This is a genomic window from Caenimonas soli, from assembly GCF_013155545.1.
Lineage (GTDB): Bacteria > Pseudomonadota > Gammaproteobacteria > Burkholderiales > Burkholderiaceae_C > Ramlibacter > Ramlibacter soli.
Map to the genome: position 1 here is coordinate 41,540 of NZ_JABJVV010000020.1, position 20,235 is coordinate 61,774.

The 20,235-nt window shown below is 66.4% G+C and carries 23 protein-coding genes and 1 pseudogene; 6 read left to right on the top strand and 18 right to left on the bottom strand.

Going from position 1 to position 20,235, the window contains the following annotated elements:
- The first annotated feature begins 1 nt into the window (after position 1).
- The gene (locus HNE04_RS24060; protein WP_172225204.1) at positions 2-1,552 is read left to right on the top strand and encodes a sensor histidine kinase; all 1,551 of its coding nucleotides are present in this window, start codon (positions 2-4) and stop codon (positions 1,550-1,552) included.
- 8 nt (positions 1,553-1,560) lie between these two features.
- Here the strand turns inward: HNE04_RS24060 and HNE04_RS24065 are convergent, their stop codons facing one another.
- From HNE04_RS24065 to HNE04_RS24090, 6 genes are read right to left on the bottom strand one after another with little or no spacing between them, the layout of a single operon-like run.
- Entirely contained in the window at positions 1,561-2,841 is a 1,281-nt protein-coding gene (locus tag HNE04_RS24065; RefSeq protein ID WP_172225207.1) for a YncE family protein, read from the bottom strand.
- Between the two features lie 33 nt (positions 2,842-2,874).
- Positions 2,875-3,720 carry a creatininase family protein gene (locus tag HNE04_RS24070; protein ID WP_172225210.1) on the bottom strand — a complete coding sequence of 282 codons (846 nt, stop codon included), beginning with the start codon at positions 3,718-3,720 and terminating at the stop codon, positions 2,875-2,877.
- A gap of 19 nt (positions 3,721-3,739) precedes the next feature.
- Positions 3,740-5,071 carry an ATP-binding protein gene (locus tag HNE04_RS24075; RefSeq protein WP_172225213.1) on the bottom strand — a complete coding sequence of 444 codons (1,332 nt, stop codon included), beginning with the start codon at positions 5,069-5,071 and terminating at the stop codon, positions 3,740-3,742.
- A complete protein-coding gene (locus HNE04_RS24080; RefSeq protein ID WP_172225216.1) occupies positions 5,068-5,739 on the bottom strand; it encodes a response regulator transcription factor in 672 nt (223 codons plus the stop codon). The genes HNE04_RS24075 and HNE04_RS24080 overlap by 4 nt, the downstream gene beginning before the upstream one ends.
- Positions 5,740-5,748: 9 nt before the next feature.
- Positions 5,749-5,985, bottom strand: a complete 237-nt coding sequence (locus HNE04_RS24085; protein ID WP_172225218.1) for a PepSY domain-containing protein — start codon at positions 5,983-5,985, stop codon at positions 5,749-5,751.
- An 18-nt stretch (positions 5,986-6,003) separates the two neighbouring features.
- A complete protein-coding gene (locus HNE04_RS24090; RefSeq protein ID WP_172225221.1) occupies positions 6,004-6,528 on the bottom strand; it encodes a glycine zipper 2TM domain-containing protein in 525 nt (174 codons plus the stop codon).
- 163 nt (positions 6,529-6,691) lie between these two features.
- Here HNE04_RS24090 and HNE04_RS24095 point away from each other — a divergent pair, with 163 nt between their 5' ends.
- Entirely contained in the window at positions 6,692-7,117 is a 426-nt protein-coding gene (locus HNE04_RS24095; RefSeq protein WP_172225224.1) for a hypothetical protein, read from the top strand.
- On the opposite strand, the gene HNE04_RS24100 is transcribed toward HNE04_RS24095, so the two are convergent.
- Positions 7,111-7,938 carry a DUF4198 domain-containing protein gene (locus tag HNE04_RS24100; RefSeq protein WP_172225227.1) on the bottom strand — a complete coding sequence of 276 codons (828 nt, stop codon included), beginning with the start codon at positions 7,936-7,938 and terminating at the stop codon, positions 7,111-7,113. The genes HNE04_RS24095 and HNE04_RS24100 overlap by 7 nt on opposite strands.
- A 170-nt stretch (positions 7,939-8,108) precedes the next feature.
- A pseudogene (gene merR, locus HNE04_RS24105) lies at positions 8,109-8,507 on the bottom strand (Hg(II)-responsive transcriptional regulator); the annotation flags it as partial.
- 182 nt (positions 8,508-8,689) lie between these two features.
- Here merR and HNE04_RS24110 point away from each other — a divergent pair.
- Positions 8,690-8,917: a GDCCVxC domain-containing (seleno)protein gene (locus tag HNE04_RS24110; RefSeq protein WP_172225363.1), complete on the top strand. Its 228-nt coding sequence runs from the start codon at positions 8,690-8,692 to the stop codon at positions 8,915-8,917.
- Between the two features lie 7 nt (positions 8,918-8,924).
- Here the strand turns inward: HNE04_RS24110 and HNE04_RS24115 are convergent, their stop codons facing one another.
- Both HNE04_RS24115 and HNE04_RS24120 read right to left on the bottom strand, forming a co-directional pair.
- Complete coding sequence (locus HNE04_RS24115) at positions 8,925-9,158, bottom strand: hypothetical protein (protein ID WP_172225233.1); 234 nt, start codon at positions 9,156-9,158, stop codon at positions 8,925-8,927.
- 204 nt (positions 9,159-9,362) lie between these two features.
- Entirely contained in the window at positions 9,363-10,256 is an 894-nt protein-coding gene (locus tag HNE04_RS24120; RefSeq protein ID WP_172225235.1) for a CAP domain-containing protein, read from the bottom strand.
- A gap of 24 nt (positions 10,257-10,280) precedes the next feature.
- On the opposite strand from HNE04_RS24120, the gene HNE04_RS24125 reads away from it, so the two are divergent.
- A complete protein-coding gene (locus HNE04_RS24125; RefSeq protein ID WP_172225237.1) occupies positions 10,281-10,988 on the top strand; it encodes a TraX family protein in 708 nt (235 codons plus the stop codon).
- Here the strand turns inward: HNE04_RS24125 and HNE04_RS24130 are convergent.
- From HNE04_RS24130 to HNE04_RS24150, 5 genes are all read right to left on the bottom strand, one after another.
- Complete coding sequence (locus HNE04_RS24130) at positions 10,972-12,246, bottom strand: hypothetical protein (RefSeq protein ID WP_172225239.1); 1,275 nt, start codon at positions 12,244-12,246, stop codon at positions 10,972-10,974. The genes HNE04_RS24125 and HNE04_RS24130 overlap by 17 nt on opposite strands.
- An 83-nt stretch (positions 12,247-12,329) precedes the next feature.
- Positions 12,330-12,650 carry a hypothetical protein gene (locus tag HNE04_RS24135; RefSeq protein WP_172225241.1) on the bottom strand — a complete coding sequence of 107 codons (321 nt, stop codon included), beginning with the start codon at positions 12,648-12,650 and terminating at the stop codon, positions 12,330-12,332.
- Positions 12,651-12,759: 109 nt separating this feature from the next.
- Positions 12,760-14,601 (bottom strand): glycosyl hydrolase family 8, encoded by a 1,842-nt coding sequence (locus HNE04_RS24140; protein WP_172225243.1) that lies wholly within the window; start codon positions 14,599-14,601, stop codon positions 12,760-12,762.
- Between the two features lie 365 nt (positions 14,602-14,966).
- On the bottom strand, positions 14,967-15,218 hold the full coding sequence (locus HNE04_RS24145; RefSeq protein ID WP_172225245.1) for a hypothetical protein: 252 nt from the start codon (positions 15,216-15,218) through the stop codon (positions 14,967-14,969).
- Positions 15,215-15,406, bottom strand: a complete 192-nt coding sequence (locus tag HNE04_RS24150; RefSeq protein ID WP_172225247.1) for a heavy-metal-associated domain-containing protein — start codon at positions 15,404-15,406, stop codon at positions 15,215-15,217. The genes HNE04_RS24145 and HNE04_RS24150 overlap by 4 nt, the downstream gene beginning before the upstream one ends.
- 111 nt (positions 15,407-15,517) lie before the next feature.
- On the opposite strand from HNE04_RS24150, the gene HNE04_RS24155 reads away from it, so the two are divergent.
- Both HNE04_RS24155 and cueR read left to right on the top strand, forming a co-directional pair.
- Positions 15,518-17,743, top strand: a complete 2,226-nt coding sequence (locus tag HNE04_RS24155) for a heavy metal translocating P-type ATPase (protein ID WP_172225249.1) — start codon at positions 15,518-15,520, stop codon at positions 17,741-17,743.
- Positions 17,740-18,162: a Cu(I)-responsive transcriptional regulator gene (gene cueR, locus HNE04_RS24160; protein WP_172225252.1), complete on the top strand. Its 423-nt coding sequence runs from the start codon at positions 17,740-17,742 to the stop codon at positions 18,160-18,162. Before HNE04_RS24155 ends, cueR begins: the two co-directional genes overlap by 4 nt.
- Before the next feature lie 6 nt (positions 18,163-18,168).
- On the opposite strand, the gene HNE04_RS24165 is transcribed toward cueR, so the two are convergent.
- The 3 genes from HNE04_RS24165 to HNE04_RS24175 form a co-directional block, all read right to left on the bottom strand.
- Positions 18,169-18,375 carry a DUF6494 family protein gene (locus tag HNE04_RS24165; RefSeq protein ID WP_172225255.1) on the bottom strand — a complete coding sequence of 69 codons (207 nt, stop codon included), beginning with the start codon at positions 18,373-18,375 and terminating at the stop codon, positions 18,169-18,171.
- A 30-nt stretch (positions 18,376-18,405) separates the two neighbouring features.
- Positions 18,406-18,681 carry a YkvA family protein gene (locus HNE04_RS24170; RefSeq protein WP_172225258.1) on the bottom strand — a complete coding sequence of 92 codons (276 nt, stop codon included), beginning with the start codon at positions 18,679-18,681 and terminating at the stop codon, positions 18,406-18,408.
- A 94-nt stretch (positions 18,682-18,775) separates the two neighbouring features.
- Positions 18,776-20,227: an RNB domain-containing ribonuclease gene (locus tag HNE04_RS24175; protein WP_172225261.1), complete on the bottom strand. Its 1,452-nt coding sequence runs from the start codon at positions 20,225-20,227 to the stop codon at positions 18,776-18,778.
- Positions 20,228-20,235: the final 8 nt, after the last annotated feature.

Below are 20,235 nucleotides of genomic sequence, written 5' to 3' on the forward strand. Positions count from 1 at the left end.
CATGGCGTCCGCCGATCAGCAGATTCCCGCCGCCGCCCCCGTCAGCGAGCAGCAGTTCGAGGCCGCGTTCGAGTTCGCCCCGATCGGCATGGCGCTGCTGGATACGCAGTCTGCGGCCCTCCGAGTAAACCACGCGCTGTGCCAGATGCTCGGATACCAGCAGGCCGAACTGGTCGGCATCACGGCCCCTGAGATCGGCCATCCGGACGACTTGGCCGAGGACTTCGCGCTGCGCGCCAAGATGCTCGCCGGCGCTTTTCCCTCCTACCAGCGCGACAAGCGCTACCTGCATCGCGACGGGCACGTGATCTGGACGCATATCAGCTGCAGCCTGGTGCACGACACGCAGGGCCGGCCCGCGCACTTGCTGCTGCAGGTGCAGGACATCACCCAGCGCAAGGCCGCCGAGGATGCGCTGTGCGAGAGCGAGGAGCGTTTTCGCGTCACTTTCGAGCAGGCGGCGCTGGGCATCGTCCATGTGGCCCTGGACGGGCGGCTGCTGCGTGTGAACAGCAGCCTGTGCCGCATGCACGGCTACTCGCGCGAGGAACTGCTGGGGTTCAATGCCGGCGATCTGATGGCCGACAACTGGCAGCAGGGGCAGAGCGACCTGCAGACGCTGCTGGATGGCAGCGCCATTTCGTACACGGCGAAGCGGCGTTTCATCCGCAAGAGCGGCGAGGTCTATCCCGCGCGCGTTTCGGTCACGCTGGCGCGCTCCGAAACGTCGGAGCCCTACCTCATTTCCATCATCGAGGACCTGACCGAGTACGAACGCGACCAGGAGCGCATCCGCAAACAGGCGCAGATGCTCAAGGAGAGCAACGAGATACTGGAGCAGCGCATCCACCAGCGCACCCGGCAGCTCGAGCAGAGCAACCAGGAACTGCGGACCTTCGCCTACTCGATTGCTCACGACCTGCGCGCGCCACTGGCAACCACCGATGGTTTCAGCCGCCAACTCGAGCTGTCGCTGGGCGACAGGCTCAGCGAGAAGGAGCGGCACTACCTGAACCGGATGCGCCACGGGGTCCGGCTGATGTCGGACCTCACCGATGCCTTGCTGTCGCTGGCCAACCTGTCGCAGGAGCCGCTGCAGTCCGAACGCGTGGACTTGTCGGCGATAGCGCGCGACTGGCTGGCGCGGGCCCGCGAGCGCCATCCCGAGCGCCAGGCCGTCGTTGCGATCGCCGATACGCCGCCGGTGCAGGGCGACGAGCGCCTGCTCAAGGTGCTGCTGGAAAACCTGCTGGACAACGCCTGGAAGTTCACCTCGAACCGCGAAGAAGCCAGCATCGAATTCGGCGCGGTGCCCGGGGCGGCGGGTGAGCCGGTATTCCTGGTGCGCGACAACGGCGCGGGATTCGACAGCGCCTACGCCGACAAGCTTTTCACGCCGTTCCAGCGGCTGCACGCGGCGCACGAGTTCGCGGGCACGGGCATCGGCCTGGCGATCGTTCGCAAGATAGCGCAGCGCCATGGCGGCTGGGTCTGGGGCGAGTCCCAGCCCGGAGCGGGGGCGGTCTTCCGCTTCACGCTGGACGGCGCGTGAGCTCGCTTTTAGCGGAGATTGCCCGTGTGCCCGAATGAATACCTGCCCGGCTGCGGCCAGACGGTCAGGCCGTGCGGCTCATGGCCGACCTTGACCTGGTCCACCACGCCTGTGGCCGTGTCGAAGCGGTACACCACATCGTCATAGCGGCCCGACAGCCACAGGTATTTGCCGTCGGCGTTGACGTTGCCCATGTCCGGGCTGCCGCCGCCCGGTATCGGCCAGTTGGCCGTCACCTTGCGCGTCGCGAAGTCGATCACCGAGACGCTGCCGGGGCCGTGGGGTCTGCCGCGGATCTTGTTGCTGCCGCGGTTGGCCACGTACAGGCTCTTGCCATCGCGGCTGGGGTACAACCCGTGCGTGCCCACGCCCGTGGGAATGAAGCCGATCTGCCGGAACGGGTCCAGTTCGACCAGATGGACGCCATCGCTGATCATGTCGGCCACGTAGAAGATCTTGCCGTCGGGCGAAGCGCGCACATCCTGCGGCATGGTTTGCGTGGTGACGATGGTGGCCCTGGGTTTCGTGGGGTCGAGCATGCGCCGGGGTTTGCGTCCCGGCTTGGCAAGCAGTTCGAGAACCTCCGGGCGATCGAAATAGGGGCTGAGATTGATGGTCTCCATCACCCGGCGGTTGACCATGTCGATCTTGGTGATGGCACCGCCGAACTCGCAGGTAAAGACGGCGTAGCGGCCGTCGATGGAGAAGTCGGCGTGGTTGATCCCCGGGCAGGCCGGCGTCTCGATCGAGTAATCGAGTTTCATGGTCTTCGGATCGCGGAAGTCCAGCCGCTTGAATGCTTCCGCAACCACGATGGTATGGCGTCCGTCCGGCGTCCAGTACACGTTGTACGGGTCGTCCACGGGAATCGACGCACCCGGCTTTCCGGTCTTGGGATCGATCGGCGTCATGCTGCCGTCGGTTCGCCCCTCGGCGTTGTTCGCGACCCAGAGAATCTTCAGGTCCCAGGACGGCACGACATGTTGGGGATGGACGCCGACCTTGAAGGTGTCGACGACCTTGAGCGTTGCCGGATCGATGACGCTGACGCTGTTGGCCGCCCGATTGGGCACATAGACCCGCTCGAGCGCCCCAGCGACGGCCGGGGACAGCTTGCCGGCGGCGGTTTCGCTGTAAAGGTTGTTGGGGTCTGGCACCGGCGGCATGCCGGGCACCGTGGCCACGGCGGCGGCCTTGGCCGGCGCTGGCGTCTGGCCCTGCGCCGGGCCGCCCAGCACGGCGAGTGCCGCGGCCAGCCACGTGATCTTCAGCGATTGGATGGGCTGCATCGATCGATTCCTTTGTGCGGTGAAATGAAATCCCTAGCGCCGGTTTGCGGTCGCCGCGCGAATCGCTTGCACGGTCCGGTCCACGATCAGGTCCGTGCCGATGCCGCCCAATGCGGCACTCGACTGCGACGGCTCGCCCGAAACCCCCGACGATGCCTCGGGCCCGGGCGCTGTGCGCATGAGCTCAGTCCTGATTCGCGCCGGATCCACGGCCAGCATGAGCGACGTGTCCGCCAGGCCCGCATGCCTTCCGATCTGCGCTTCGCTCAGGCCGCGTGATCGCAGGGCCTGCGCAAACTCGTCGGTTGCGGCGCGATAGTAGGCCGCGACATAGTGGGCGCGCGTTGTCGAGCCGGCCCACTCGCGGTTCAGGCGCAGGGCTACGTCCTTCAGGATGTCCTGGTAGTTGCCGGAGTCGCCGATAAGCACGATGTCCAGGAAGCCATGCTGCTTCAGGCTGCGCGACGCCCCGGCGAGGATCGCGGCGAAAGCATCTTCGGGAACCGACAGCGTGCCGGGAAAACGCATATGCCCCGATGGCGGGGAAATGCGGCCTTCCGGCACATAAGCCACCACCGGCGCCACCAGTGTGTTGCCGAGCTTGGCCGCAATCCGCGCGGCCAGCGCGCCGGCTCGAAAGTTGTGCTTGCCCAGGGCCATGTGCGGGCCGTTTTGCTCACTGCCGCCCACCGGAATGATCACGGTGGTCGCGCCGGAACGCAGCGCGTCGCGCACTTCAGTCCAGGTCAGTTCATCCAGCTGCACGCTGTCGGTCGCGGCCTGCACCGGCAGACTGCCAAGCAGGCAGGCAATCAGCACCACCGCACAGCTGCGAAAAAGGACGGTGAAACCCGCCAAGGCGGTGTCTTCGGAAAGCATGACCGCGATCATAGGCGGATCAAGCGGCACGCAAGACGATGTCGAGCTGCGCGCCGCCCAACGCGCCGCGCGAGAGCTTCAACTCGCCCTGATGGCTGGCCACCAGATCGCTGACCACCGTCAGGCCGATGCCGTGGCCCGGCACCCGTTCGTCCAGCCGCACGCGGCGCTGCGGCACGGCCTGGGGATCGCTGAACCCGGGGCCATCGTCCTGGACGCGGATGAACAAGCGCCCGGCATCACGCCAGATTCTTGCCTCGACGCGGTGCTTCGCCCACTTGGCCGCGTTGTCCAGGATGTTGCCGAGGATCTCGAAAGCATCTCCTTCGTCGATCCGCCAACTCAGATCGGGCGGGCAATCGACGGTGAACGCGAGGTTCTTTTCGGCATAGACCTTGGCCAGCGAATCGCGGATGCGATGCAGGATCGGCGCCAGCACCAGGTGCGGCGCAAAGCGCGCAGCGCCGCTGGCCGCGGCGCGGCCCAACTGGTGCTGCACGATGCCATCCATGCGGGCGACCTGCTGCGTCACCATCGCCGGCAATTGCGCCGGCTCGTTGAGCGCGGTGCGCAGCACGGCAAGCGGCGTCTTGAGGCTGTGCGCCAAGTCGTCCAGCGCGTCCTTGTAGCGGGTTTGCCGGGCTCGCTCCTGCTCGATCAGGGTGTTGAGGTTTTCGGTCAAGCCCGCAATCTCGGTCGGGTAGCGCCCTTCGATCTCTGTCTGCTCGCCGTTCTCGATGCGCCGGATCTCTCGCGCCACGCGGTCCAGCGGCGCCAGGCCCCAGCGCAGCAGAAGGGTCTGGGCCAGCAGCAGCAGCAGCCCGGCCCCTCCCAGCCACGCCCACAGCGTGCGCTGGAAAATGTCCATCTCCCGCTCGAACTCCGCCTTGTCCTCCAGCACGGTAAAGACCAGGGAGACGGGTTGGGCCCGATCCGACCATTTGACGCCGTAAGTCACGGCGAGAAAGGCGCCGGCGGCGCCCTCCAGGGTGTCATAGCGCCATTGGCCGGTTACCGAGCTGCGTGGAAACGGCAGGCTGAGCCCCAAGGTGGAGGGCGAATGCCACTCTTCGCCCCGGTCGATGTTCGCGATCCTGGCGTACAGGCCGGATGCCGGCAGCGACAGGCGGGGCTCGGCCAAGGACGGCGGCATGACCAGCGCGCCGCCGGCATCGAGTTCAGCGCGAGCCAGCAGGAGGTAGACCGTGCCTTGCAGGCGGGCAAAACGGGCCGCCAGGACGCTGTCGGCATGCGCGCGTTCCACCGCCAGGCCGGCCCCGGCCAGGAAGGCCAGCAGCACCAGCATTGCGCCCATCACCACGCGAGCGTGGATAGAGCCCAGCAACCTCATGTGAGGGTGAAGCGGTAGCCTCGCCCGCGCAGTGTTTCGATCGGGGCCAGCGTGCCCTCGGGGTCCAGCTTGCGGCGCAGGCGGCCGATCAGCACTTCCAGCACATTGCTGTCGCGGTCTTCGTCGTGGGGATACAGGTAGTCGGCCAGCTCCTGCTTGCTGACCACCCGCGCGCGTTCGCGCACCAGGAATTCCAGCACCCGGTACTCGAAGGTCGTCAGGTCCAGCACCTCGCCGTTCAGGCGTGCGGCCTGGGCCGAAAAATCGAGGGCGATGGGCCCCAGCGTCAGCACGTCCGAGGTGGCCTTGAGCGAACGCCGCAGCAATGCCTTGACGCGCGCCGCCAGCTCGGGGTACTCAAAGGGCTTGACCAGGTAATCGTCGGCGCCGGCTTCCAGGCCTTGCACCTTGTCTTGCCAGCTGCCGCGGGCGGTGAGGATCAGGATAGGGAGCGTGCGCCCGTCGGCGCGCAGCGCCTTCACCACCGCCAACCCGTTCATCTTGGGCAGTCCCAGATCGACGATGGCGAGGTCCACCGGATACTCGCGGGCCTGGAACAGGCCGTCCTCGCCGTCGGTGGCCTGGTCCACGCGATAGCCCTCGGCTTCGAGCTGCCGGGCCAAGCCGAGCCGCAAGACAGCGTCGTCCTCGATCAACAGCAAGCGCATACCGCGAGCTTAATGCGTCTTGCCGCTGGCGACGTCAACGAGGATCACCCTGACCTCACCCTGCGCGGTCACGACTTTCACCCGCCAGGCGGGGCGTCCCGCCGCTTGGGCCGTTTCCACCGACAAGACGCGCCCGCCGCTGGCGCGCTGGGCCAATGCCGCGGCATCGTCCCGGCTGACATCGGCCCAGGCAGGGGAGGCCAGCGCCATCAAGGCGCCGCAGAGCAGGGGAAGAATCAGCTTCATGGTGTAAGGAGGATGTTACTACCGCTCGACGGGGACGACCGACACGCGGACCGGCAGGCTGTGGCCGGGGTTCTCGCGCATGAAGGTGGAGTAGACCTGGCCGCGGTACTCGTAGTTGACGCGGTAGCCCGTGAGCTGGGTCTGCACGTCGTTGACCGTGCGGCATTGCCTGACCTCGCGCGGCGCTTGCTCATACTGGGCGTACTGCGGCGCCCGATCCCGGTTGGCGACGTGGTCACCGGCCAAGGCGCCAACGACCGCGCCCACGGCGGTGGCAACGTCCTTGCCGCTGCCCTTGCCGACCTGATGCCCCAGGATGCCGCCCGCCACGCCGCCGATCACTGCGCCGCCGTAGTTGCGCTCGCCGCCGCTCACCACGGGGCGCGGCTCGCTCACCCACTGGCTGGTGCACTCGTTGCGGGGAGTCGTCACGTTTTCGTATTGCGGGTCGACGCTCTGGACGCGGGCGTGGTCGATGAAGCTCTCTGCCTGGGCGCCGATGGCGCCCGCCGCGAGCAAACCGACAATGGCAAGACGTTTCATGAAAAAGGCTCCTTGGGTAGTTGAGGCCTGCAGTTTGCGCGGGCCTACATGAATGCAACCTGAACGGACCGCAGGCGCCCCGGCCGAATTACTTTGGGTCTGTTCAGCTTGCGTTCAGGCATGGCCGCGCAAGATGCGATCCATGCCAACCCAAGGAGCATCCATGAAACGCATCACTTCCTCCAAGTTCTTCGCGGCAACCGCTGTCGTACTGGGCACGTTCGTGGCGGCTTCGGCGGCCCACGCCCGCAGCGACGTGTATTTCTCCATCGGCGTGCCTGCACCCGTGTACGTGGAGCCGGCGCCGGTCTATGTGCAGCCGCGGCCCGTGTATGTACAGCCCCAGCCGGTCTACGTGCAGCCGCGTCCGGTGTACGTGCAGCCCCAGCCGGTGTACACGCCGGCACCCGTTTACTACGGTCAAGGCTACGGGCACCGCTACTATGGGGAGCGCCGCCATGGCCACCGCTACGGCCCCTACGGTGATTTCGACCGCGACGGCATTCGCAACCAGGACGACCGCGACCGCGACGGCGACGGTGTCCGCAACCGCCACGACCGCCAGCCGAACAATCCGTACCGCTACTGACCGCCAACGCGGTCATGGATTGCGAAGGTCAGGTTCCCCCAGTAACTATCCCAGTCGTGGTCTGGCGAGTTCCTGGCGGGAACCATATGCACCGCGCTGACCATCCATGCACCCGGCAAAGGAAGCGCAAAAGTTACCTTACCTCGGGCATCGGTTTTTGACTTTATGGTCGATGTCTGGCCACCGCGCTTGTGCCAAGCCCGCATCAGCGCATTGGAAAGAGGCTTGCCGTCGAAGAAGACCTGAAAGGCAAGCTCATCGCCCTTGCGCTTGGTGAATGGATTGGCCAACGGAACGATCTCGAGTCGCTGGCCGGTCCGCACCGCGTAGGTCGCATCCAGCCGATCACCCACCTGGATCAGTGTCTTGGTGTTTCGGCGAAAACGCTCGCGGCCGTCAGAATCCGCGGCGCCTGATCGTTCGCGCTTCGTGACGATGGCATCAAGACCTTCCTCCCGCAGGTATGCATGAAATTTATCCCCGGGAAGAACGATGCTGCTTGGATGGGTGTCAAAAGCGATCAGGTGCGTCCCAGCCTCTTGCAAGACCACAGGCAGCTCGCGCAGTTCCCCGCTCGCCGGTACGCGGCCACGCAGATCAGTAATCTGCCTCGGTGAGTAGTGGCGCAAGCCTGCAACCACCGAGAGCGAGAAAGCAATCTTGTCGCCGCGAAAATCCTCACCGGAGGCCAGTGTGAGGGATGTCGTGCCGCCAGGCGCCACGACGAAACTCCGCGGAAGCATCCAGAACTCATGCGATTCCGCGATGACTGGGACCAGCAGAGCCAGCAGGGCCAGTAGTGGGTGTAGCCACTTTTTCATTTGCGCCTCGCAGTGTCGGTGCCTGATGAACCCATCCGCATTGACAGCTTATGCGGGCTATTGCACACGTCGGGCAAGGGAATAGAACGAAAGCGCGCAGGACCGTTCTTACAGCCCGTCCCTGGTCCACCCACCGGGCTGGCTTTCGCACGTTGACCTGATGCGCTGTCATGAAGGGCGTCGACGATCGGGCAGGAAACCCTACCCCGCGACCGGGCACATTGCCGGACCAGGCCGTCGAGCACGGTCTCGATCCGCCGGAGGTCGGCCAGCTTCGCCCGGACGCCGGCGAGCTTGTGTTCGGCCAGCGCCTGTGCCTGCTTGCAGTGCATCCCGTCGTCGAGTGCCAACAGGGCGGCCACCTCATCCAGGCTGAACCCCAGACGCTGCGCGGACTTGATAAATTTCACCCGGGCTACGTCCGGGTCACCATATCGCCGAATACCGCCGTTGGGCTTGTCCGGCTCGCTCAGCAAGCCTTTTCGCTGGTAGTAGCGCACCGTTTCCACGTTGACGCCGGCCGCGGCGGCGAACGCGCCGATCGTGAGGCGCGCCGAAGCTTGTTCCATGGCTTGACTCCGTACCAACCTACGGAAGTATCGTGCTGCCTAACGCGACATGCAAGGAAAGCTTCATGGAATGGATAACGCGCAAAGCAGAGAAACTGGGCTCGCTGGGCAGCCTGGTGTCCGCCGCCTCGCGTTCGTTGTGGGACCTGCTCTTGCCGGCGCATCGGCCTCGCGCGAAACCGTTGGTACTGGATTCGGTGCTGACCTGTCCCGCCTGCGGACACGCCAAGGCAGAACGCATGCCGCTCGATGCCTGCCAATGGTTCTATGAATGCGAGGCCTGCGCAACCCTGCTGCGGCCCAAGCCGGGCGACTGCTGCGTGTTCTGCTCGTATGGCACGCAGCGCTGCCCGTCGGCGCAGGCGGGCGGCGCTGCGGCGTGCTGCCGGCCTGTCAGCTCGCCGTCTTGAGGTTCTCTTACGGCCTTTCGAGACCTTCCAGGGCAGCTTTGAGTTTCAGCTTCGAGGTCTTGCGCAGTGCATGGGCGACGTCCAGTTGAATATCGCTGGGGGGCCGCCCAATGCCATGCGTGGACGCGGTGAACGCATCGCAAACAATTCGCTCGGCAGAGTTGGCAAGTTCGTCAGCCAACTGCCAAAGTTCGAATGCATCGGATGAACTGACCGATGTGCGGGGCGGATTCTTGGTCAATTGCAGCTTCAGTGGTTGTGCCGATGTCCCTGCAACAGGCGCTGGCGCATTGAAGCCATCTCGAGGGACGAAACAATCTAGGCTGGTTCATCCGCAACGCAGCACGGCGCGGTGGCTGCGTCTACCTCAATTGTCAGGCCGCTTGCACGGCGTATCAGACTGTTACTACAGTGCGACGTCCGTGTGGTTAATGCCTGGAGCCGACTACCTCGGCCGTCCCAGCTGCTGCACCCAGTAGATGCCTGCATCGCTGTTCGCATTGACCGCGTAGGCCAGGCCCATCTCCACAAAGCTGGGGCTCATCAGGTTGGCGCAATGGTCCGGGCTGCGCAGCCACTGCTGCACCACCTGTTCGGCGGTGGTTTGGCCCGAAGCGATGTTCTCTCCCACGCTGCGCCAGCGGTAGCCGGTGCGAGTCACGCGGTCGGCGGGGCCGGAGCCGTCGCGCCCCTTGTGCTCCATGTAACTGTGCTGCGCCATCTCCCGGGCATGGGCGGCAGCCGCCCGGTCAAGCAGGGGGTTCGGCCTGAGCGGAGGGCTGGTGCCGAAGAACCGGTTGCCGCAGTTGCGGGACTGGCCCCGCGCGTCGTTCGTCAGCATCAGCACCTGCCCGGCGACGCTGGCTGCAGCCGATTGCGGCGGCGGCGTAAAAGGCGAGGCGAGAACGAGCCAATACGACTCGCCTTCCCGATGGGAGCCCATGTCGGTCAAGCCCGGGTCGGTCAATGCCTTGCAATATTTGTCGGCCATTGTCCGGGCCACGCCCGCCGGCGTCACGTGACCGCTCATGCTCATCACGAAGATGCGCGTCGATCGGTAGCCGGCCCTTTTTGCGGCTTCGGCGGGCGACGCGCGGCGGGCCATGTGCTGAGCCACCTCATCCAGTTGCGCCACTGGCCGCAGGCGCGCTTGCGCACCTGGTTGAGCGGCGCAGCCACGAGAACGCGCAGCGGTCAATGCGGCCAGCAGTTCGTCGGAGCGCTGCGGCGCCGCCAGGCAGGCGCCCGCCAGCATCAACAACGCGGGGCCTAGCGAGAAACGGAGGGCACACATCGGGCCTTTGCCGCGCTGAGCTGGGTTCACAATCATGGCGGCCATCGCTGGATGATAGCGGGGCACATCATGACGCAGCCGCATGCTTCCTCACTGTTGGGCTTTAGCGACGGCCAGATCGAAGCGCTCAAATGGATCGCGCTGGCCTCCATGTTCCTCGACCATTTCGGACGGCACCTGCTCGGCTGGGGCCAGGAGACCTGGGTGTTCGCGCTCGGCCGCATCGCTTTCCCGTTGTTTGCCCTGGTGCTGGCCCTGAACCTGTCGCGCGAAGGCGACCGCGCCGCGCGCGCGGCGCGAACCGCCAGAAGACTCGCCCTGTGGTGCGCGGTGTCGGTGCTGCCGTCCATCTGGGCGCGGGGTGATCCGGCGGTGGTCAACGTGCTGGCCACCTTGGGACTGGGCGCGGCCATGTGCTGGGTCCTCGCCAGCCCGGCGCCCATGGTCTTGCGGCTGGCTGTCTGCATGGCCGTCGCAGCCGCGTCGCGCTGGGTCGAGTTCGGGCTGCCCGGCGCCTTTCTCATTCCGGCCATCTACCTGTGGTGCACACAGCGGCAACGCGAAGCAGCGCTGCTGGCGCTGGTGTCGTTCTCGTTGACCGTGTGGCTCAATGCCTCGTTCGGCGGCTGGCTGGGCGGACTGGGCACCGTCGCAGCGCTGCCGGTCGCCTGGAGCATGAGCCGGTTGCCGGTTTCGGTTCCCCGCCTGCAACTGGCGTTCTATCTTGTCTATCCGCTCCACCTTTCGCTGATCGGGGCGCTCAAGGCGTCGGCGTGAACCGCTGCGTGACGACATCCATATCCCCGGCGGAACCGGCGGCCGACCAGGCCAGGGCCAAGGCTGCGCCTTGCAGCGAAGCGAATTCGGGCATGGCGCCATCGGTATCGATTGCGAACGCCTCGCCCATGACGGCGCCCGCGCTGTCATGGCGCTGGGCGACGAGACGTTCCGCGCCAGCCGCGCCCCAGAAAACCACGTAGCCGCCGTCGCTGAGGGCGCTGGCAGAGGAGGGCAGGGACGAGAGCGAGGTGGACTTGCCCATGGGGCTGCCGTTGCGGTCGAACATCTGGCTGTAGGCCGAACTGCCTGCAACCGACAAGAGCACGTAACCGCCCTGCTTCAAGGGCAGCAGGACCGACTTGGCCGGCAGGCCGTTCTCTGCGTACGGCAACGCGACCGTGTGGCCCAGGTCGACTTGCGTGTATCTCACGTACAGCTCGCCGGCCGCACGCCGGAAAGTGGAGACCAGGTAGCCGCCGCCAAGGGCCGGCGTCAACTCGAAGGAGGTGCCGATGTCGCCGCTGCCCACATTGAGCCGCCCGCCCGCCGGTTGCCCCTGGCTGTCATAGCGCTGCGTCTGGAAGCTCGGCACCTTGCCTGTGTAGTCTTCGCTGATGCTCGCCCAGCCCACCAGGAAGCTGCCGTCGTCCCAAGACAGGATGGCCGGGTCGGCGACGTAGTTAAGAGTCCTGGCGCCGATCTGGTTCTGCACGACAGCCACCACCTCGGTTTCGCCGCCGACCGGAGCGCCGCCGGCATCGAACAGGCGCGCATAAATTCCCGAGCTCACGATCCACGGTTCCACGGGAGACGGCGTGCGAGTCGAGCCGTAGGCCACCGCGATGCCGCCGTCGCTGCGCACCGCGATCGCAAGGCTGGACGGCTCGAAACTGAAGGGGATCAGCGTCTGCGGGCCCACCTTCACCCCGGCCGCGTCGTAGCGCTGGGTGTAGAGCTCGTCTTCGGACAACCAGGCCACCGTGTAACCGCCGTCGGCGAGGGCGCCCACCGCGCGAACCTTCTGGTCGCCCGCGGTCGTCGTGTTGACAACGCTGGCGTCCTGCGCGATGAGGCCGGCCGTCTTCATGGGTTTCTGGCTGAGAGCCTGCTCGGTAGTTGCTGCTGAGCTCGAGCTGGACGTCGAGGCGCCGCCGCCGGATCCACCGCCGCATGCGCCGAGCGCCGCGATTGTCATGGCCAGGAAAATCCGGGGGATCACGTAAGCCGACGTGAGGCGGGTACTGCTGTTTGCCATGGTGACCCGTATTGATGAGATTTCATCTTAGGGTCCACCCCGCTGAGCTTTTGTAGGACGACTGCGCCACCTACGCGGGAAGTTCAAGAAGGCGAGCGGCGCTCCAGTTCACGCTCCAGGCGATGCCTCTGGGCAATCTCCTCTTCCAGCAATTCCTTGACGTCGTGCAATTCCTCCGCGGCGCCCAACACCTTTTCCTCGATCACCGCGTTCTGTTCCAAGGCCTTGCGCACATCGCCCTTCTTCTGGTCCTCCGGCAGGTTCTGCCCCAGCGCCGTACTGGACAGATGCAACTCCGCCCCCGCAATCGCGAGTTCGTCCTTGATCTGCTCGGTCTTGGTTTTGGCCTGAATGAGTGGCTCGATGGGGCCCGGCCTGCCGGTCGCTTGATCAGTTGACTTCATGGGATGTCCTTTGAGCGCGGGGACGTTTGGCTCCCGCGCTCAAAGATAGGTCCGTAGAGCCGTTGCGGCTGTAGGCGCAGGCCGCTTGTTCAGATGCCGGCCCGAAGAATCAGGCGATGGCTTGCAGGCTGATGTTGTCCACCACGGCGATCGCGCTGTTCGCGTTCTTCCAGACGAACGCGTAGCCGCTGGTCGCGCCTTGCGGAGCGGTGAAAGTGATCGACACGCCGGCCGGGGTCAGGGAGCTGACCAACTGCTGCTGTTCCACCAGAATCGCACCGGCGCTGTTCATGAGCTTGATACCCACGAACACGCCTTCGGCAGCCGCCGTGATGTTGGCACTGGCCGTGAGCTGGTACCGGGTGCCGGCAGTGAGCTTGGCGTAAACGTCCTGGCCCACGCCGCCTGCTGCGGTGCCGACCTGCAGCGCGCTACCGACAACCTGCGAGTTGCCCCAGTTGTTCCAGCCTGTCAGGCCATTCGAGAAATCGCCGTTGGCCAGCACGTTCGCCGGGTTCACGGGTGCGGCCGGCTCGGTCGCAGGTGGCTGCTGCACCGGCGCGCTGGCGGAAACGGTGGGCGACCACCAGTTTCCGGAAGCCACCACCATGCTCAGGAGCTGGATCTCGCCGTCGTAGTAGCCCGTGGTGGGATGGGCGGCGTTCCAGTTCCACAGCGAGTCCAGGAACGGCTGGTACTTGGCGTCGATACAGGCGCCGGCGCAGATGGGGCCATGATAGGCACCGCTGTCGCCGCCGGTCAGCTGCGTGCCGCTCAACGTGTAGCCGGTGCCGATGGCCGTGACATCGCCACCGACCTTGGCGGCTTCCGCCTGGAAGAAATCGATCATGCGCGCGGTGATCGTCTTCCAGCGCGTATCTCCGGACAGCAGGTAGTCCGAGGCGTAGCGCCACGGATTGCGGCAGGCGTTCCACCAGTACTTGTCCTCGTTCATGTTGAAGTCGCCCATCATCCCGGGCGACGGACGCGGAGTGGCGGTGTGCGTGTCGACGATGAAGTCGGGCATCAGGCCGACGCCGGCCGAGTACACGGTTTGCATCCGGTTGGACAGCTCGTACGCGCGGTCGATCGCCGTGTTCCAGAACGAGTCGCCGGTGGCAGCCTGGAAGGCCCGGAAGTGTCCGATCATGTAGTCGGAGGTGCGGCTGACGTTCGGCGTGGACAGGCCCTTGGTGGTGCCGTCCGGCTTCATGTTCCAGGACTTCAGGGCGCCAATGGTGTTCTTGGCTTCCTGCAGGTAGTTCCACCTGCCGCTGGAGCCCCACTGCTTGTGGGCCATGAGCAGCGCCATGGCGATGTCTTCGTCGCCGTCCATGGCGTTCCAGCCTTCGCCGGCCGAGGTGCCGTTGGCGAACAGGCGCCAGTCCATCAGGTACTTGCCGTTGGGGTCGTACGGGACGACGGCGTAGGCGGGGCGGGCCCGCACGACGGCCATCAACCCGTCGAACAGCGTCCGGGCCTGCGGATCGTGTCCGGCAAACAGCACGGCGAGCAACATGCCGTAGCCCATGCCCTCGGACACTGCCAGGTAGTTGGTCTGGGAGAACTGCACCGCGTAGCCGCCGGCGACGATCGAATCCGCCGGCTTGATGGCGTGGGCCCTCCAGGCGTCGTAGTGCCTGGTCAGCGCGGCGTCCATCGTCGCCCTGCTTTGCGACGGCAGGGTTCCGGCCGAATAAGCGGCCAGGCGGGCGCCGAACGGATAGGCGATGGCAGCTGTAGGTGCCGTGGGGGCGGGCGCCGGAGCCGGAGCCGGAGCCGGAGCCGGCGCGGGCGCGGGAGTCGTGCTCCCCGGCCGCTTGCGGGCGGAGAGGATCTCATCGCCGCCCGCGGGGAGAGCTGCTTCACCATCACCACCTCCGCCGCCGCAACCAGTCAGGGCAAATGCAAATGAGGCGGAGCCGGACAGAAGTAATGCGCGTCTTTTCATGTTCAATAACTTTGTAAGAACTAACTCAGGATGAACGGAAGCTCATCTGCGAAGCGCCGCCGCGTGAGCGGGTGGCGGAGACAGCTGAGACGGAGTTAGCTCAGCAACAGGGGCGACTGTAGTAGGAGACGTCCCACAAGCGTGTCAGCTCGTGGCCTACAGATGTAATGAAATCCGGCGGCGCGACGCAGCACTTGGCGTGCGTTTTTGCACGATTAGATGGGGATGAGGTGTGGGAGCTGAAAAGCAAACACAGGCTCAACAGTAAGCACTGATGAGCTTTGCGGGGCTGGAAGGGCTGTGGTGCGTCAGCGACAGGGGCGCAGCGGACCCGATCGCGTGCGGGAACATGTACGTCGCAAGATTTACGTTTCGTCGCGGCTATGTGCAGCGGCCGCGCGCGCCCCCAGGCGCCGCCAGACCCAGCGTGTGGGCAGCATCGGCACCAGGAAGATAGCAATCCACCCGAGGGCCAGGACCACACCTTCCAGCCACCCGGGCAGCAGGCCCGAGTGCGGGCCCGCCACCAGCAATACGGTGCCGAGGCTGAGTGCCGCCACGACGAGCAGCGACACCAGATACGTCAAGCCGGTGAGGAAGCCTCTCACGAGACTCACGCGGTCGGATAGCCCGCCTCGGCCAGGGCGCCGGCGATGAAGGCGCGGTCCCGGCTCGACTCGACCTTCACCTTCTTGGCGGCCAGGTCAACCTCGACCTTGGCTTGCGGGTCTACCAGCTTGACCGCACGGGTCACAGCGTCGACGCAATGGTCGCAGCTCATGGCCTGGACATCGAATTCAATCATGGGATGCTCCTTCGTGGATGATGATGATCGAGCCGGGATTCCCCACGGTATGGAGGGAATTGCACTCCTGTCCTTGACCCTAACATGGTGGGAAGGTTGAGACTTGGCACCATGAACACAACAACGACTTTAAAGCCTTCCGCGCTCCCCGCAACCGACTGGACGTTGCCGGTCGAGGGCATGACCTGCGCATCCTGTGTGAGCCGCGTCGAGAAAGCCCTGGCATCGCTTCCCGGTGTGCAGCAGGCCACGGTCAACCTGGCGACCGAGATGGCCACGGTGAAGGCCGACCCGGCGGTGGGGCTGGACGCCTTGCGCGGCGCCGTCGAGAAGGCCGGCTATTCCGTCGGCGAACCGCCGGCCAGTGAGGGCACGCCTGCCGCCGCCTCCGTTGGCGCGGCCAAGGCCAACGAGTGGTGGCCGGTCGCGCTGTCGGCGGCGCTGTCGCTGCCGCTCATCCTTCCGATGATCGCCATGCTGTTCGGCCTGGACTGGGCCTTGCCCGGCTGGCTGCAGCTGGCGCTGGCCACGCCGGTGCAGTTCTGGCTGGGCGGCCGGTTCTATCGCTCGGGCTGGAAGGCCCTCAAGGCCCGCGCCGGCAACATGGACCTGCTGGTGGCGCTGGGCACCTCGGCCGGATACGGCTTGAGCGTGTACCTGTTGCTGGTTCATGGCGGCCATGGCATGGCCCACCTGTATTTCGAAGCGTCGGCGGTGGTCATCACCCTGGTGCTGCTGGGCAAATGGCTGGAGACGCGCGCGAAACGCCAGACCACGGAGGCCATCCGTGCGTTGAACGCCTTGCGTCCCGAGACGGCCCGGGTACGCCGCGGCGGCCGGGACATCGAGATGCCCATCGGCAAGGTGGCCCGCGGCGACCTGGTGGTGGTGCGCCCCGGCGAACGGGTGCCGGTGGACGGCATCGTGGTGGAGGGGGCGAGCCACATCGACGAGTCCCTGATCACCGGCGAAAGCCTGCCGGTGGCCAAGCACGAAGGCCACAAGGTCACCGGCGGCTCCATGAACGCCGAGGGCCTGCTGCTGGTCGAGACCACGGCGGTGGGCGCCGAATCCACGTTAGCGCGGATCGTCCGGCTGGTCGAATCGGCCCAGGCCAAAAAGGCCCCGATCCAGCGCCTGGTCGACCGGGTGAGCGAGGTGTTCGTGCCCGTCGTCATTGCGATCGCGCTGGTCACTTTGCTGGGCGGGGGCCTGGCTTCGGGCGATTGGGAGGCGGCGATCCTCAATGCCGTGGCCGTGTTGGTCATCGCATGTCCCTGCGCGCTGGGGCTGGCGACGCCCACGGCCATCATGGCCGGCACCGGCGTAGCGGCGCGCCATGGGATCCTGATCAAGGATGCGGAAGCGCTGGAGATCGCCCACCAGGTCAAGGTGGTGGCTTTCGACAAGACCGGCACGCTCACCGAGGGCAAGCCCCAGCTGGTGGCTGTGGAAGCGGCGCGGGGCGACCGGGCGTCGCTGCTGGCGATCAGCGCCGCCATCCAGTCGGGCAGCGAGCACCCGTTGGCGCGCGCTGTGTGTGACGCAGCCGAGCGGGAGAGCGTGCAGCATGCCGGCGCGGCCAAAGTGCGCGCAATCGCGGGCCGGGGCGTCGCGGCGCAAGTCGGCGGGCGCGATCTGCGTCTGGGCAGCACGCGCCTGATGGAAGAGTTGAAGGTCGATCTGGGCGCGCTGGCTGCGTGTGCCGCGCAATTGCAGGGGCAGGGCCGCACGGTGTCGTGGGTGGCCGACGTGACCGAAGCGCCGGTGCTGCTGGGCCTGTTGGCTTTCGGCGATACGGTCAAGCCCACGGCCCGGGCGGCGGTGGCCACGCTGCGCGAGCAGGGTGTGCGCTCGGTGCTGGTGACCGGCGACAACCAGGGCAGCGCCGAGGCCATCGCGGCCTTGGTGGGTATCGACGAGGTCCGCGCCGAAATCTTGCCCGAGGACAAGGCCAGGATCGTCGCGCAGCTCAAAGCCGGCGACGAGATGGTGGCGATGGTCGGCGACGGCATCAACGATGCGCCGGCGCTGGCCGCGGCCGACGTGGGCATCGCCATGTCCAGCGGTACCGACGTCGCCATGCATGCGGCCGGCGTCACCTTGATGCGCGGCGATCCGGCGCTGGTGGCCGATGCCATCGACATCTCGCGGCGCACCTACGCCAAGATTCGCCAGAACCTGTTCTGGGCCTTCGTCTACAACGTGGTCGGCATTCCGCTGGCGGCGTTCGGGCTGCTCAGCCCCGTGATCGCCGGCGCCGCCATGGCATTCAGCAGCGTGAGCGTGGTCACCAACGCCTTGACGCTGCGCAACTGGAAGGGAAGCTCCCGATGAACGGCCAGTACAACGTGGGCGCCGCCGCGCGCCTGTCCAATGTTTCCGCCAAGATGGTGCGGCATTACGAGTCGCTGGGGCTGTTGCCCACGGTGTCGCGCACCGACTCGGGCTACCGGCAGTACAGCGACAAGGAAATCCACACGCTGCGTTTCATCCGGCGCGCGCGTGACCTGGGGTTCAGCATGGCCGAGATCGGCGAGCTGCTCAAGCTGTGGCAGAACCGCCGCCGGCCCAGCGCCAGCGTCAGGCGCATCGCGTCGGAGCATGTCGCGGCGCTGGACGCGAAGATGGCGGAAATGGCGGCCATGCGCAAGACGCTGCAGCACCTGATTCACTGCTGCAGTGGCGACGAGCGCCCCGATTGCCCTATCCTCGATGAACTGGCCCAGGAGCATGGCGGCCAGGGGTCCTCGTAGGCGAGCTCATTGCAGCCGGATGTCGCCCTCGAACTGGACGTTCAGTTTCAGGCCGGCAATTTCCAGTGTCATCTTGGCGGGGAAGGACTCGGTGCCCGCGATGGCGCCATCGGCCACCGCCTTCGCCACCGCCTGCTCGATGTCGTGCTGCGATTTGACGCCGACCATCTTGAGAAATTTCCGGATGCTGAGGTTAAAAACTTCTTCGTTCATGGCGTTCTCCCAGAATGATCGGCAATGTCCTCAGCGGGCCCTGCGGTTGGCAGCTGCCTGGGCAATCTCCGGCGGCAGGCGCTTGAGCAGCCAGCGGATCGCCAGCGGCACCAGCACCAGGTCGTCCATCACGCCGAGCACGGGCACCACGTCGGGGATGATGTCGATGGGCGACAGCACATAAAGCGCGATCAGCGCGGTGCTCAGCTTCAGCCAGCCCGGCGCGGCGGGGTGCCGCAACGCGAACCACAGTTGCCGCGCGTCGCCGCGCAGCACGGTCCACAGCAGGGTGAGGCGTTTCAACATGGCAGGGCTCCTTCGGCCCCCGCGGGCCGCTATGCCGCCCAGATGGCGCCGGCCGCGCGCACTGCAAGGGCCGCCTCACCGGGCGTTACAAAGCTCAGGCGCGTTCGAAGTCGATGAAGCTTTGTGCCGCATCCACCGCCACCAGCTTGACGCGCAGGTTGTCGCCCACGTCCAGCCCTTCGAAGCCGCGCACCACGCGGCCTTCCAGCAGCGGTCGGCCGATGCGAACGAAGGTGCCCTTGGCCGCGGCGCCGGTGACGATGGCGTCGAAAGTTTCGCCGATGCGCTCATGCATCAGATAGGCCCCTGCGGCCTTGAGCACCTGGCGCTCGACCTTGCTGGCGTTGTCCTCCTGGACGGTACAGTGCCGGGCGATTTCGGTCAGCGCCTCGACTGAATAGGGCGGCGCCTCGTCCGCCAGTGCGGCCTTCAGCAGCCGCTGGGTCACCAGATCGGGAAAGCGCCGGTTGGGCGCGGTGGAATGCGCGTAGTCGTTCACCGCCAGCCCGAAATGCGCTAGGCCCGCCGCACCGGCGGGCGCCGCGGCGTACTCGCCCGAGCCCAGCATCTTCACCACCGCCAGCGACAGATCCGCAAAGCCGTCCGGGTCGGCCAGGCGGCGCGCGCGCAGGAAACCGTCGAGTGCCAGCGCATCGGGCGCCGCGGGCAATTGAACACCGTGGCCTGCCGCCAGTGCCACGATGCGGTCCCAGCGCCGCGGCGCCTTCAGGAAGCGGCGCAGTGACGGGAAGCCCTTGTGTTGCAGGAATCGCGCTGTCGCCGCGTTGGCCGCGATCATCAGGTCGGCAATCAGGTCCTTGGCGCGGTTCTTCTCGTCGGGGCGCAAGTCCACCAGCTGGCCACCCTCGAATACCGGACGCGCCGCCACCGTCTTCACGTTCAATGCGCCGCGCGCCTGGCGCAACTGCCGCAGCTGGCCGGCCAGCGCGTCATGCCAGCGAAGCTGGTCCGCCAGCCCCGGCACGCTGTCCACCTGCGGCGGCGCGGGCGCCACACCGTCCAGCCATGCCGAAACGCCGTTGTAGGTGAGCTTGGCGCGGTTCAGCACAGCGGCCCGGTAAACGTCGGAGCGGGTCACCGTGCCGTCGGCCTGCACCACCATATCGACCACCACCGCCAGCCGATCCTCGCCCTCGTGCAGCGAGGTGAGGTCGGTGGACAGCATCTCCGGCAGCATCGGAAAGACGCCGGCCGCGGTGTACACCGAGGTGGTGTTGACGCCCGCATGGCCGTCGATCGCGCCGCCGGGCTGCACCATGGCGTCGACGTCGGCGACCGCCACCAGCAGGCGCGTCGTTCCGTCGGGCAGCGGTTCGGCCACGCTCAGCTGGTCGAGGTCGCGCGTGTCGTCGTTGTCGATGGAGAACCAGGTCAGATGCCGCAGGTCCGTGATGGAGCCGTTGCGTTCGGGACCGGCCCGTCGCGCGGCTTCGGCCTCCCGCAGCGCCTGGGGCGCGAAGGCGGGCAGCAGGCCGCGCGAGCGCATGGCCTCGACGGCGATCTGGTGCAGGTTGATGGGGTCCATGAGGCGCA